Raw genomic sequence first — 14,019 nt, 5'->3', positions numbered from 1 at the left:
GCTACTTGACGCCAATTCGATAGGAACCGCAATGGCCCCCAGCACCAACCCACTGTCTCGCAATGATAGCGACGCGTTGATCGCCAACCCACAAGGCGGGCTGCCGCGGCTTTTGGAAATTATGGCACGGTTGCGCGACCCTGACAGCGGCTGCCCTTGGGATATAGAGCAAAACTTTGCCACGATCGCACCCTATACGATTGAAGAGGCCTATGAGGTCGCCGATGCGATCGAGCGCAAGGCCTGGGGCGAACTGGAAGGCGAGCTGGGTGACCTGCTGCTGCAATCCGTCTATCACGCGCGTATCGGGCAAGAGGCAGGATTGTTTGATTTTAACAGCATTACCAAAGCAATAGCCGATAAGATGGTGGCGCGTCACCCGCATGTGTTTGGTGAAGAGTCGCGCGATAAAAGCGCCGAACAGCAAACCCGCGATTGGGAGCGCCTGAAAGCTGCCGAGCGGGGGCCCGCCCGCGTTCTTGATGGTGTTGCGCTGGGGCTGCCTGCGCTGACGCGCGCTGTGAAATTGCAAAAACGGGCGGCGCGGGTCGGGTTTGACTGGCCGTCAACCGATCAGGTTTTGGACAAGATCATCGAGGAATCGCGCGAATTGGTCGAGGCACGCGATTCTTTAAGCGCGGCGGAACAGGCCGAGGAATTTGGCGATTTGCTGTTCGTTATGGCCAACCTCGCGCGGCATATGTCTATTGATCCCGAAGCCGCTTTACGCGCGGCCAATGAAAAGTTCACGCGCCGTTTTGCCAGAATTGAGGATTGTTTAGAAGAGTTGGGGAAAACACCTGCCACAAGCAATTTGGCGGAAATGGATGCCCTATGGGATCGCGCCAAAGCCGAGGAGAAAGTGGCCAATGCCGAGCATGGGGGCCTGCGGCGGGATTAGGTATTTATACCAAGATGAAGCGGTACGATTTTTTCCCGAGCTTATCAGTCAGGTATTGACCAAAGTGAAAGACTCAGGTTTAAGGAGGGCAACAATTCCGACTAAAGAGGTCAACAATGTCACTTCGCATATCCACACTTGCCGTTCTCGCCCTTGGCACCGCCGCCCTGCCCGCTGTAGCAGAAGAGGTGAATGTCTATTCCCACCGCCAGCCAGAGTTGATCCAACCTTTGGCCGATGCGTTTACGGCCGAGACCGGAATCGACGTCAATATTGCGTTTGTTGACAAAGGCATGGCTGAACGCCTCGTGGCGGAAGGCAGCCGTAGCCCTGCCGATCTGGTTTTGACTGTCGACATCGCACGGTTGACGCAGATTGTGGATGCAGGTGTGACGCAGGCCGTGGAATCTGACGTTCTTAACGCCAACATCCCTTCCAATTTCCGCGATGCCGGAAACGAATGGTTTGGCCTTACCTCGCGTGCGCGCATTATCTATGCCTCAAAAGACAGGGTCGCACCGGGCGAAATTACCACCTACGAAGATCTTGCCTCGGAAAAATGGAAAGGGCGGCTGTGTTCGCGTTCCGGCACGAATGACTACAACGTGGCACTGCTGGGGGCCATGATCGCGCATCATGGCGAAGCCTATGCGAAAACATGGGCCGAAGGGTTGAAGGCGAACCTCGCACGCAAACCCGCAGGCGGTGACCGCGATCAGGCAAAAGCGATTTGGGCCGGCGAATGCGATATTGCCATCGGCAACACCTATTACATGGGTCAAATGGTAAATGACCCCGAGCAAAAAGATTGGGCCAATGCTGTGCGCGTGGATTTCCCGGTCTTTGAAGGCGATGGCACCCATATGAATATTTCTGGCGTCGCGATGACCAAATCAGCCCCGAACAAGGCCGCTGCCCTGAAGTTCATGGAATGGCTTACCGGCGATCATGCGCAAAAGATTTATGCCGAAACCAACTACGAGTTTCCAGTAAAGCCAGGCGTTCCTCGGTCGGAACTCGTCCAAAGCTGGGGGGATTTCACGCCTGACAGCCTTGATCTTGCAGCGGTGGCAAAAGAACGCCCGGTAGCGCTGCGCATCATGGAAGAGATCAACTTCGACGGTTGAAGCGAAAAATACGAATTGAACGGAGGTCTCGTGCCTCCGTTTTTTATCGGATGGACAAATCCCTTTGCTTCGGCTTTGCTTGCCTGAACGACAAAGGAAAGAGCTATGGCACCGCGCAAGATTATCATCGACACAGACCCAGGCCAGGACGATGCTGTTGCCATATTGCTTGCCCTTGCCAGCCCTGATGAGCTTGAGGTTTTGGGCGTAACTGCCGTGGCCGGCAATGTTCCCTTGCCACTGACTGCCAAAAACGCGCGGATTGTGTGCGAATTGGCGGGAAAACCGGATGTTAAGGTTTTTGCAGGCTGCGATGCCCCCCTGAAACGCAAACTGGTAACAGCCGAACATGTTCACGGCAAAACCGGGCTTGATGGCCCGCAACTACCTACGCCCCAGATGGCATTGCAAAGCCAACATGCTGTTGATTTTATTATTGAAACCCTACGATCCGAACCTTCAGGAGCTGTCACGCTATGTCCGCTTGGGCCGCTGACCAATATTGCCTGTGCCCTGCAACGCGCGCCTGATATTGCGCCAAAGATCGCCGAAATTGTCTTGATGGGCGGCGCCTATTTTGAGGTGGGCAACATCACGCCTGCTGCCGAATTCAATATATACGTTGACCCCGAAGCCGCTGATATTGTGTTCAAATCCGGCATCTCTATTACCGTGTTGCCGCTTGACGTGACCCATAAGGTGCTGACCACCAAACCTCGGGTTCAGGCCTTTCGCGACATGGGCACCGAGGCTGGGCGCATGGTTGCTGAATGGACTGATTTCTTTGAACGCTTCGACAAGGAAAAATATGGCTCGGAAGGTGCGCCATTGCATGACCCTTGCGTAATCGCTTGGCTTTTGCAGCCAGAACTGTTCACCGGCCGCAAAATCAACGTCGAAATTGAAACCACCTCCGAGCTGACCTTGGGGATGACTGTGGCGGATTGGTGGGGCGTAACCGACCGCGCACCAAACGCCCTGTTTATCGGAGATGTCGATGCAGACGGCTTCTTTGCATTGCTGACCGAACGGATCAGCCGACTGTAACCGCATCATCGGGCAACACGATGCTGAATGTACTGCCGACGCCTTTTTCACTGGCAATCATCAACCGCCCACGGTGCCGGTTGATGATGTGTTTGACGATTGCCAGCCCCAACCCGGTACCACCTTTTTCGCGCGAACGATGCGCATCCACCCGATAAAACCGTTCTGTCAGGCGCGGCAGATGGATCGCATCGATGCCCTCGCCTTGGTCTATCACATCAATTTGCACCGCACTGCTGCGCAAAACCGGATCGCGCTGTTCGCGGCGCAGAACCACATGAACCACCTTGTCGCTGCCACCATATTTGATCGCGTTTTCAATCAGATTGGTCAGAACCTGCACCATTTGGTCAGCATCGGCCCGCACCATGATATTTGGCGCGTTGGAAAGCTCAACCTTGACCCGCGCGGCCAGTTGCACGGGGCGCAGATCACAAATCACCCGCACCAAAAGCTGTGAAATATCGATCGATTGTGTAGGGCGCACACGCTCTTGTGCTTCGACACGGCTAAGCGACAGCAAATCCCCGACTAGGCGGTTCATCCGCCCGGCCTCGCGCCCCATAACGGCAAGGAATCGATCTCTTGCAGCCGCATCGTCGCGGGCAGCACCTTGTAACGTTTCGATAAAGCCCATTAGTGCAGTCAAAGGCGTGCGCAACTCGTGGCTGACATTGGCCACGAAATCCCGCCGCAGCTGGCCTACCTCCTCTTGCGCGCTGACATCTTCAAATGCGCACATTGCACCAGAAGGAACCGGCGTCACCGTCACCCGAAAAATCTGTTCGGCCGCGCCAACTTGGCGAACATATCTGGTCACGGCAGCCACATCTTTACGCAACGCCGCCTCAATACAATCTGCCATTGCAGGCTGACGAAAAGCCATCAAATAGAGCCGCCCCAACAGGTCATCGCCCATCGCGCCCCGTGCCGCCCCGTTCACCGCAGCAATCCGACCATCCTTTGCGATCAGCAAAGCTGGCATCGGAATGCCCTCAAGAATCATTGGCGCAGACGGCATTTCCATTGCAAATCTTTCTATCGTTTTTCCTGGCCTACACTGCTGCCACAATCGCTGTTCGGGCATGAACGGTCACTGGCGCAAGGGATGAACATCTGCAAGTTTAAAGGCTAAATATGTGCAATTTGTAACGCCCCATAAATATCTCGCAACCTGCGAGCTATTGCCAATCTGCCCTCAGCAAAGCGTACCCCGCAGAGCAGAACAACCGCAACAATAAGCAACCGTCTGGCTGGCCGGCCTTTTGCCTCGCCATTCCAACTAAATCATCTATCCGTAAATATCCTGGGGGGTGAGGTGCATCGCACCGAGGGGGGCAACGCCCCCCAAATCCTTGAATTCAGGCACAAAAGCATGACTGCCCGCACCACTGCTGGCTATAGCCAATCAGACTGCGGATTTCCCGCCACGCCACATAAATCGTCTGATAAATACCCTTTAGCGGGCTAAACTTTGAAATGGTCGGGGCGATAGGATTCGAACCTACGACATCCAGTTCCCAAAACTGGCGCGCTACCAGACTGCGCTACGCCCCGACTTTTCAACTTCGGCCTTCAGTGAAAACCGATCATGCGCGCTTCCTACAGAAAGCATTCCGGAATGAAAAGACCTATTGCGCGTCACAGGCCCAAGAAGCTGAAGATTGTTTGAAATCCGGGTGGCGCATCACTGCACCTTCGGTAATTCCAAGCTTTTTTGCCAAGCCGCCATTGATTTCAAGGATCGCCAGAACATCGGGACCACCGTCGATTCCCGTCTCATCATGCGGCACGGCATTGCTGTGCACATGTTTTACCAGCCCGGACGAATCGGCAAAAATCATATCCAAGGGAATCAACGTGTTCTTCATCCAGAACACAGCATGCTGCGGACGCTCATAGAAAAAAACCATTCCGGCAGATGTCGCCATATGCTCACGAAACATCAGACCTTTTGACCGTTCTTTCGGATCATCCGCAATCTCGACCGAGAATCTGGCGACGCTGCCATTTGTCATCTTCAATTCCAACTGATCGGGCGCGCACCCCGCCCAACCTGCGATAGGCGATGCCAAGATCATGCCAAGTACCAGCGCCAACCGGGTCATTTTGGGGCCTTGAGCGAGGCATCCCACGCAAGCACCTGTGCCGCCATGCGGCCGCGTTTGCCTTCAAGTATCCGCAGACAAATTGCTTCGCCGGCTGCCAAGTCTGCAAACCCTGACATCCGTAAAACCTCGACATGCACAAAAACATCTTCGGCGCGGCCAAATACATTGGCAAAGCCAAATCCCTTGCCCTTGTCGAACCACTTGACGCGTGCAGGTTCCAACGGACAGGCCGCAATTTCCTCGGCGGTAAAGCTGTTACCTTCGGTTGCCATCACAAACCCGGTCCCCTCGGGTGGTGTGATCGACAGGACTTCAACGGCTTGAACGCCACGCTGGGTGTGTTGAACATTTACAATGATTTCAGCGCCATCAGCGACTGTGCTTTGCCCGAAATTTCGCAGCACATTGGCGTGCAGCAAGACATCGGCCCCTGTCTCTTCCGACAGAATAAAGCCAAACCCTTTTACCGGATCAAACCATTTAACGCGTCCGTGAAGTACCTCCACAGGCTTTTCATCTTCTTCCATACTCAGGCCTTTTCCCCAGATTTAGCCTTAAAGCCCCGTTTTGTTAGAAGTGACCGCGTTGATCAAGGCCATTTTCCAACATTCATGCACAGTCAAATTCGCGCTGACGCACAGTCACGGATTAAGCCGTTCTACCCTCCACGCATCATTACACGTTTTGCGCGACCAACGAAACCGGTCATGCAATCTGAATGCACCGTCAGCCCAAAACTCAATCTCGGTTGGTATGATTCGAATGCCGCCCCAGAACGGAGGGCGCTTTGGCATTGGTCCGTGGGTTGCCGTCACCTTGGCGACCTCGGCCATCAAAGTCGCGCGCGAAGACAATGGCTGTGACTGTTGTGACGCCCATGCCCCCAACCTGCTTTTCAATGAGCGCGACGCGTAATAGGCGTCTGCCGCAGGCCCCTCTTCGCGCTCGGTAATCCCCCGCACCCGAATTTGGCGACGCAGGCTTTTCCAATGCATCACAAAGGCGGCCTTGCCTGCCGCTTCAATTTCTCGTCCCTTTTGACTTGTGTAATTGGTGTAAAACACAAAGCCGGCGGGTTCGATATCCTTTAGCAAAACCATACGCGCGTTTGGCATGCCGGTAGAATCCACAGTGGACAGGGCAATCGCATTGGGGTCGTTCAATTCCGAGGCCTCAGCCTCGGCCAACCAGGCGCGGGCTAACACAAACGGATCATCACCTGCAAAAATTCCGCTTCTATCCATCATGACCCCGATCTGCCGCACACGTTTTAGGTGCAGTCCATTCCTAAGCCTAACCCCTAGGCAGCCAAGTGCAAGCCCTTGCCCCACGACACTTGATGCGGCATCTAGTATCGCCTACACCAGCGATCAACATACCGAAAATGACTTGGGGGAAACTATGGCAGGATTAATGGCAGGCAAGCGCGGGCTCATCATGGGCCTTGCGAACGACAAATCCATCGCTTGGGGCATCGCCAAAGCCTGCGCCGACCAAGGGGCCGAGCTTGCGTTTTCATACCAAGGCGAACAGCTGAAAAAGCGGGTAGAGCCTTTGGCAAGCTCTGTCGGCTCTTCGGTGATGATCGAATGTGATGTCACCAATGAAGCGTCACTGGACGCGGTATTCGAACACCTGAAAGAGGTTTGGGGCAGCATTGATTTCGTCGTACATGCCATCGGCTTTTCGGATAAGAACGAGCTGCGCGGCCGTTACGTTGACACAGGGCGCGACAATTTTCTGATGTCGATGGATATTTCCGTCTATTCCTTTACCGCCGTATGCAAACGCGCCGCAGCGATCATGAACCCCGGTGGCAGCTTGCTGACGCTCACCTACTATGGCGCGGAAAAGGTAATGCCTCATTACAACGTCATGGGCCTGTGCAAAGCGGCGCTTGAGGCATCGGTAAAATACATCGCCGAGGATCTGGGCAAAGACGGCATCCGCTGCAACGCGATTTCCGCAGGCCCGATCAAAACGCTGGCCGCATCGGGTATTGGCGATTTCCGCTATATCATGCGCTGGAATGAACTGAACTCGCCCCTGCGTCGCAACGTGACCCAAGATGAGGTAGGCAAAGCCGCTGTGTTCCTGCTGTCCGATCTTGGTTCGGGCACTACAGGTGAAAACCTGCATGTTGACGCAGGCTATCACGTCGTTGGTATGAAAGCTGTTGATGCGCCCGATATCGACGTTGTCACCGCCAAGGCCCAAAAAGGTGCCGAATGAACCCAGAGCCGTTTCTGGCTCTGATAGCTGTTCTCACCCCGGCGATTCTGTCGCCGGGGCCAAGCATTATTGCCGCCACGCAAATGGCACTGGCCCAAGGGCGCGATAAGGCCCTGCCCTACGGTCTCGGCCTTGCTTTCGGGGCATCGCTTTGGTGCCTGTTCGCGCTGTTTGGCCTTGCCGTAGTTTTCAAGATCTACCCACCCCTCTTCCAGGCTGCAAAAATATTTGGCGGATTGTACCTGCTGTACATGGCTTGGGGCCTGTGGCGTGCAGCCCGACAGCCATTGCCTCCTGCGGCCAAGCGCCGCTTTGGCGATGGGTTCATTGGTGGCGTCATCCTCAGCCTGTCCAACCCGAAACCTGCGCTGTTTTATTCGGCCGTCATCCTGACCATTTTCCCCGATCCTCATGGTGCTGCAATCTATGCGGCAATCTATGCCACTGCGCTCGCGACCGAGCTGTTCTGGTACGCAACCGTCACGATTTCAATGTCGACAAACGCCATGCGCAAGCGCTATTTTGCGGCTAAATTCTGGATAGATACCACCGCTGCCGTGGCCCTGACGGCCCTTGCCGCCTTGCTTATTTTCAACCTGTAGAGTGCCACCATGACATTAACCGCTTTTCTAGCCGTCGCCTTTTTGCACCTTATGGCCGCGATCAGCCCCGGCCCTGCTGTGCTTATGTCTGCCCGTACTGGTGTGACCGAGGGACTTCGCACCGGCACTTTCCTGGCCTGCGGCATCGGCATCGGCGCGGTAATCTGGGCTATGGCCGCACTCTTTGGCCTTGCAATCGTGTTTCAGGCCGCACCTGCCCTGTTGTGGGCCTTGAAAATCATTGGCGGGATTTACCTGTTGCACATGGCATGGGGCATGTGGCGCGATGCCGCCAAGCCGTTGGATATGGCACAAACCAGCCGCCTGCCCCGCACCGCAATTTCCGCCTTTCGGCTTGGGTTTGTCACCCAATTGGCCAACCCCAAACCTGCCGTTCTGTTCTCGGCGATCTTCATAGGCACCGTGCCGCCGAACACCCCACTCTGGGTTTATGCCGCGCTGCTAACAGTGGTGTTCCTGAACGAGGCTCTATGGAATATTCTTGTCGCACGCATCTTTTCCTTTGAACGGACGCGCTCGGGCTATATCAACCTGAAAACAATCATCGACCGGGCTTTTGGCGGTATGCTTGCCATTCTTGGCCTGAAAATCGCCGCGACCTAAGTAAAGAGGACTACCATGACTGACCGTTTGCCGCACGAAAAAGGCTTCCACATCTCGTGGGATCAAATTCACCGTGACGCCCGCGCCTTGGCTTGGCGGCTAGATGGCAAAGGCCCGGACAATGGTGCATGGAAGGCTGTGGTTGGAATCACACGTGGCGGCCTCGTGCCCGCGATGATCGTCGCGCGAGAGCTTGATATCCGCGTCGTCGATACGATTTCGGTCAAAAGCTATAATCACCAAGAGCGCGCCGAAGCCAAGGTTATCAAAGCCCCGCAAGCCGATGTGATGGGCGATGGAACCGGCGTCTTGATCGTCGATGACCTTGTCGATACGGGCAAGACGCTGGAACTGGTGCGCGCGCTCTATCCCAAAGCGCATTTCGCCACCGTCTACGCCAAACCCCAAGGCCGACCGATGGTCGAAACCTTTATCACCGAGGTCAGCCAGGACACATGGATTTTCTTTCCATGGGATATGGCGCTGCAATATGTCCAACCCTACCGCGGCAAAGATTAAAACCGCCTTAAGCCGCCTCAGGGTCCGAACGGGTTTCGCCCCCCTGATCGCGGCATATGCTTAACTGAACCCAAATGCCGGAGCGCGCCATGCCAACACCCCTTAATCCTGCTATGGCCGCCACCGAAAGCCCGCCCGTGATGGAGGCGCGGCGCTGGCTCGATGGTGTGCAATTCCCGCCAGAACGTCCCTTGATAAACGTCTCGCAGGCCGCCCCGGTCGAGCCGCCGCCCCTTGCACTGCGACAGGCGATTGCCGAGGCAGCACTGCACAATGACGCGGCCCATCTTTATGGTCCCGTGCTTGGTTTGCCCGCCCTGCGGTCGGAAATTGCGCAGCAATGGTCTGCGACCTACGGCGGAAATATTCAGCCAAATCAGGTGGCTATTACGCAAGGTTGCAATCAGGCCTTCACCGCCGTTATGTCTACGCTGGCCGGCGCCGGGGATGAGGTAATCTTGCCCACGCCATGGTATTTCAATCATAAAATGTGGCTTGATATGCAAGCGGTGCACACCGTACCGCTCGCCACTGGCGCGGGACTTATTCCCTCGGCGGCCGATGCCGCTGCGCTTATCACTCCAAACACCCGCGCGATCGTTTTGGTCAGCCCTAACAACCCGGGCGGTGCCGAATATCCGGCCCAAACCTTGGACGATTTCATGGCTTTGGCGCGCGAACGCGGCCTCGCGCTAATCGTCGACGAAACCTACCGCGACTTTGACAGCCGAACAGGCGCCCCGCATCAGCTGTTCACAGATCCGCAATGGGCAGACACGCTTATCCATCTCTACAGCTTTTCAAAGGCTTACCGCCTCACAGGCCACCGCGTAGGTGCGATTGTCGCGTCAGAATCCCGTCTCATGCAGGTTGAAAAATTCCTGGACACAGTTGCGATTTGCCCAAACCAACTTGGCCAGATCGGCGCGCTTTGGGGTATGCAAAACCTTGCCGCATGGGTCGCCACTGAACGGCTCGAAATCCTCTCTCGCCGCAGGGCAATGGTAGACGGCTTCAAAACCCTGCCGGATTGGAAATTACTCGGTTGCGGCGCCTATTTTGCCTATGTTGAACACCCTTACGCGCTGCCCTCCGATCAACTGGCCAAAACGCTGGTGCAAAAGGCCAGCCTGCTCACCTTGCCCGGCACCATGTTTCAGCCCGCAGGTTCCGCAGCCGGCAAACGCCAACTCCGCATCGCTTTTGCCAATATCGATGGCACCGAAATTACAGAATTCTTCAACCGCCTCAAATCCCTGAATCTCTAACCTTATCATCTATTTACAAATATCCCACGGGGGGTCTGGGGGGCGTGAAGCCCCCCGGCGACGGCCAAGCCTCGCTTGCCCCCGCCCGTCTAACCCCATAGATAGGGCAAAACCGCGTTTCTTAAGGTAAAACACATGGCAGATCCAACCGAAGAACCCCGTCGCAAAAAGGGTAAAGGTACCAGCATCGTCGTCTGGGCGCTGATGGCAATGCTCGTCCTTGGCCTCGGCGGCTTTGGCATTACCAACTTCGGTGGTGGCGTCAGCAGCATCGGCAAAGTTGGCGAGCGCGAGATCGATGTGAACGATTACGCCCGCGCCTTGCAACAGCAGATGAACGCGCTTTCGGCGCAATTCGGCACTACGCTCACCATGCAGCAGGCGCAATCCTTGGGCCTTGACCAACAGGTACGTCAACAGCTGATCCTTGCAGCAGCCCTTGATAATGAGGCCGACCGGATTGGCATTTCCGCCGGCGATGCGCGGATCGCAAAAGAAATCACTGGCACCAATGCGTTCCATGGGTCATCGGGACAATTTGACCGCGAGGCCTATCGCTACACCTTGCAAAACAACAAACTGACCGAGGCACAATATGAAAGCAAAATGCGCGAGGATCTGTCGCGTGCTTTGCTGCAAGGCGCGGTCAGCGGTGGCTTTGCGGCTCCCGCCGCCCTGACAGACACACTTTACGCCTATATCTCGGAACGCCGCAGTGCGCAGTTGCTGCATCTGACCGAGGCCGATTTGGCAACCAAAGTCGCTGACCCGACCGAGGAGGAATTGAAAGCCTATTATGAAAATAATATTGCCCAATTCACCGCCCCAGAAGCGCGCCGCATCACCTATGCCTCTTTGCTGCCCGAAGACCTTGCCGGCACTGTCGCATTGGATGAGGACGCATTGCACAAGCTATATGACGAACGCATCGCCGAGTTTGTTCAACCAGAGCGCCGCTTGGTTGAACGTCTGGTGTATCCATCCCAAGATGCAGCAATGGCCGCAAAGGCCAAACTCGATGCCGGCACGCCCTTTGAAACATTGGTCGCTGATCGCGGCGTAAAGCTGTCTGATATCGATTTGGGCGATCGTTCAGAGGCCGATCTTGGCGCCGCCGGACCAGCCGTATTTGCCCTGACAGAACCGGGCATTGTTGGCCCATTCGACTCTGACCTGGGGCCCGCGCTATTTCGGATGAACGGTATCCTGGCGGCCCAAAACACCAGTTTTAACGAGGCCCGCCCCGATCTGGCAGCCGAACTCTCCATGGACGCAGCGCGCCGCGCAATCGCCGATAAAATTGAGGCGGTTGACGACCAACTGGCCAGCGGTGCCACGCTCGAAGATCTGGCCAAAGACTCTGGCATGACGCTGGGCAAAATCGATTTTAACGCCACCTCCAGCGAAGGCATGGCCGCCTATCCGACCTTTCGCAAAGCCGCACAAGACGCCGTTCAAGGCGATTTCCCTGCGGTTATTCAAACCGATGACGGTGGCATTTTCGCCCTCCGGCTCGAAGAAATCGTGCCACCAACGCCGATTCCCTTTGCCGATACCCGTGACGCTGTAGACAGCAACTGGCGCGCGCAAGCCGCCCAAGACGCGCTCTCGAGCCTTGCGGCCGAGATCAAAGCAAAGGTCGATGCTGGCGCTTCTTTGGCTGGTTTTGGCGTGACTGAAGTCATTCCCAACCTCACCCGTTCCAGCACAATCGAAGGCGTTCCGGCGACTGCGCTGACAGCACTCTTCAAGCTTGAGGAAGGCCAAACCCAAGTGATCGAAGGCAAGACTGCAGAAGAGGCCGGCTACGTCGGTTTGGTTCAATTGCAGGCCATTACCCCGGGTGAGGCTGAAGGCGAAGATGCAAGTGCCCTGAAAGGGGCAATTGTGGCACAGGTTGAACAGGCTTTGTCGCAAGATGCCTTCACGCTCTATTCAAATGCGCTGACCCAGGATGCGGGCATTACGTTGAACAATACGGCAATCAACGCCGTGCATTCCCAATTTCGGTAATGGCATAAAATGGCACAGCTAATCCCCGAATTCGCCAGCTTTGAAAAAGCATGGGCCGCAGGGCAAAACCAGGTGGTCTATGCCCGTATTCCGGCCGATCTTGATACGCCTGTTTCGCTTATGCTGAAATTGGGCGAGGCGCGCGGCGATACGTTCATGCTCGAATCTGTCACCGGAGGCGAGATTCGCGGGCGCTATTCGGTCGTGGGCCTAAAGCCCGATCTGATCTGGCGCTGCAATGGCACAGCGGTTGAAATTAACCGTGAAGCCCGCTTTGACCAATCGGCCTATTTGCCAGACCCTGCCGAGCCACTGCAAAGCCTGCGCGCTTTGATCGCGGAAAGCGCGATCGACATGCCTGCCGATTTGCCGGCCATTGCTTCGGGCCTGTTTGGTTATCTGGGCTATGATATGATCCGGTTGGTGGAACACCTGCCCAATGTAAACCCCGACCCGCTGGGCCTGCCCGATGCTGTGTTGATGCGCCCTTCGGTCGTGGCCGTGCTGGACGGGGTCAAAGGTGAGGTGACGGTCGTGGCACCCGCTTGGGCTGCCTCGGGCCTGTCGGCGCGGGCCGCCTATGCCCAAGCCGCCGAACGCGTGATGGACGCCCTGCGTGATCTTGACCGCGCACCACGCGCCGACCGTGACTATGGTCAAGTCGCGCCTGTGGGTCAGGCGGTTTCCAACTTTACCCATCAAGGCTATTTGCAGGCCGTTGAGGCCGCCAAGGAATACATCCGCGCAGGCGATATCTTTCAGGTCGTACCGTCACAGCGCTGGACCCAACGCTTTGAGGCCCCGCCTTTCGCGCTTTACCGGTCGCTACGCCGCACCAACCCGTCGCCGTTCATGTTTTTCTTCAACTTTGGCGGGTTCCAGGTTATCGGCGCCAGCCCTGAAATTCTTGTGCGTCTCCGCGATGGCGAGGTAACGGTGCGCCCGATTGCCGGCACGCGCAAACGCGGTGCCACGCCTGAGGAAGACCGCGCGAATGAGCTGGACCTGATCTCGGATCAAAAGGAACTGGCCGAGCATCTGATGCTGCTGGATCTGGGCCGCAATGATGTGGGCCGCGTGGCCAAAATCGGCACCGTACATCCAACCGAGGAATTCATTGTCGAGCGCTACAGCCATGTGATGCATATTGTGTCGAACGTGGTGGGCGAAATTTCCGATGGTGAAGATGCGCTTTCGGCCCTGTTGGCGGGTATGCCCGCAGGCACGGTTTCGGGTGCGCCCAAGGTCCGCGCCATGGAAATCATTGATGAGCTAGAGCCGGAAAAGCGCGGCGTTTATGGCGGCGGCGTGGGCTATTTCGCCGCCAATGGCGAGATGGATTTTTGCATCGCCCTGCGTACCGCTGTGCTGAAAGATGAACGGCTTTATATTCAGGCTGGTGGCGGTGTGGTCTATGACAGCGACCCGCAGGCCGAATTTGAAGAAACCGTCAACAAATCCAATGCCCTACGCAAAGCGGCAGAGGATGCAGGGCTGTTTGCCAGCGGCAACCACTGATCCTGTATTTCCTGTGCAACAAAAAAGGGGCCAACCGGCCCCTTTTTTCATGCCAGC

At 56.2% G+C, this 14,019-nt stretch carries 14 protein-coding genes and 1 tRNA gene; 10 read left to right on the top strand and 5 right to left on the bottom strand.

All coding sequences use genetic code 11. From position 1 onward, the window contains the following. Window positions 1–31 precede the first annotated feature (31 nt). From mazG to AKU79_RS11710, 3 genes are all read left to right on the top strand, one after another. Window positions 32–901: a nucleoside triphosphate pyrophosphohydrolase gene (gene mazG, locus AKU79_RS11720; protein ID WP_156209683.1), complete on the top strand. Its 870-nt coding sequence runs from the start codon at window positions 32–34 to the stop codon at window positions 899–901. 116 nt (window positions 902–1,017) lie between these two features. Continuing rightward, entirely contained in the window at window positions 1,018–2,028 is a 1,011-nt protein-coding gene (locus tag AKU79_RS11715) for a Fe(3+) ABC transporter substrate-binding protein (RefSeq protein ID WP_050523768.1), read from the top strand. Between the two features lie 105 nt (window positions 2,029–2,133). Then, on the top strand, window positions 2,134–3,075 hold the full coding sequence (locus tag AKU79_RS11710; RefSeq protein ID WP_050523767.1) for a nucleoside hydrolase: 942 nt from the start codon (window positions 2,134–2,136) through the stop codon (window positions 3,073–3,075). Here the strand turns inward: AKU79_RS11710 and AKU79_RS11705 are convergent. From AKU79_RS11705 to pdxH, 5 genes are all read right to left on the bottom strand, one after another. Beyond that, complete coding sequence (locus AKU79_RS11705) at window positions 3,062–4,102, bottom strand: sensor histidine kinase (protein ID WP_050523766.1); 1,041 nt, start codon at window positions 4,100–4,102, stop codon at window positions 3,062–3,064. The two genes, AKU79_RS11710 and AKU79_RS11705, sit on opposite strands and share 14 nt — an antisense overlap. A gap of 453 nt (window positions 4,103–4,555) precedes the next feature. Beyond that, a tRNA-Pro gene (locus AKU79_RS11700) sits at window positions 4,556–4,632 on the bottom strand. Between the two features lie 74 nt (window positions 4,633–4,706). Next, window positions 4,707–5,183 carry a DUF192 domain-containing protein gene (locus AKU79_RS11695; RefSeq protein ID WP_050523765.1) on the bottom strand — a complete coding sequence of 159 codons (477 nt, stop codon included), beginning with the start codon at window positions 5,181–5,183 and terminating at the stop codon, window positions 4,707–4,709. Then, window positions 5,180–5,713 carry a cold-shock protein gene (locus tag AKU79_RS11690; protein ID WP_050523764.1) on the bottom strand — a complete coding sequence of 178 codons (534 nt, stop codon included), beginning with the start codon at window positions 5,711–5,713 and terminating at the stop codon, window positions 5,180–5,182. The genes AKU79_RS11695 and AKU79_RS11690 overlap by 4 nt, the downstream gene beginning before the upstream one ends. A 114-nt stretch (window positions 5,714–5,827) precedes the next feature. Beyond that, on the bottom strand, window positions 5,828–6,433 hold the full coding sequence (gene pdxH / locus AKU79_RS11685; protein ID WP_050523763.1) for a pyridoxamine 5'-phosphate oxidase: 606 nt from the start codon (window positions 6,431–6,433) through the stop codon (window positions 5,828–5,830). A gap of 154 nt (window positions 6,434–6,587) precedes the next feature. Here pdxH and fabI point away from each other — a divergent pair, with 154 nt between their 5' ends. From fabI to trpE, 7 genes are all read left to right on the top strand, one after another. After that, entirely contained in the window at window positions 6,588–7,418 is an 831-nt protein-coding gene (gene fabI, locus AKU79_RS11680) for an enoyl-ACP reductase FabI (protein ID WP_050523762.1), read from the top strand. Beyond that, a complete protein-coding gene (locus AKU79_RS11675) occupies window positions 7,415–8,020 on the top strand; it encodes a LysE family translocator (RefSeq protein ID WP_050523761.1) in 606 nt (201 codons plus the stop codon). The genes fabI and AKU79_RS11675 overlap by 4 nt, the downstream gene beginning before the upstream one ends. 9 nt (window positions 8,021–8,029) lie before the next feature. Next, the gene (locus tag AKU79_RS11670; protein ID WP_050523760.1) at window positions 8,030–8,644 is read left to right on the top strand and encodes a LysE family translocator; all 615 of its coding nucleotides are present in this window, start codon (window positions 8,030–8,032) and stop codon (window positions 8,642–8,644) included. 15 nt (window positions 8,645–8,659) lie between these two features. Further along, complete coding sequence (gene gpt / locus AKU79_RS11665) at window positions 8,660–9,163, top strand: xanthine phosphoribosyltransferase (RefSeq protein WP_050523759.1); 504 nt, start codon at window positions 8,660–8,662, stop codon at window positions 9,161–9,163. Between the two features lie 89 nt (window positions 9,164–9,252). After that, window positions 9,253–10,431, top strand: coding sequence for an aminotransferase (locus AKU79_RS11660; protein ID WP_050523904.1), 1,179 nt, complete (start codon window positions 9,253–9,255; stop codon window positions 10,429–10,431). Window positions 10,432–10,566: 135 nt separating this feature from the next. Further along, window positions 10,567–12,444, top strand: coding sequence for a peptidyl-prolyl cis-trans isomerase (locus tag AKU79_RS11655; protein ID WP_050523758.1), 1,878 nt, complete (start codon window positions 10,567–10,569; stop codon window positions 12,442–12,444). A gap of 9 nt (window positions 12,445–12,453) precedes the next feature. Next, window positions 12,454–13,962, top strand: a complete 1,509-nt coding sequence (trpE, locus tag AKU79_RS11650) for an anthranilate synthase component I (RefSeq protein ID WP_050523757.1) — start codon at window positions 12,454–12,456, stop codon at window positions 13,960–13,962. Window positions 13,963–14,019 lie beyond the last annotated feature (57 nt).

The sequence above is a fragment of the Pseudorhodobacter wandonensis genome, assembly GCF_001202035.1.
In the GTDB taxonomy this organism is placed as follows: domain Bacteria; phylum Pseudomonadota; class Alphaproteobacteria; order Rhodobacterales; family Rhodobacteraceae; genus Pseudorhodobacter; species Pseudorhodobacter wandonensis.
Note: the sequence above shows the minus strand (reverse complement) of the source record. Positions and strands in the feature narration are given on the sequence as shown.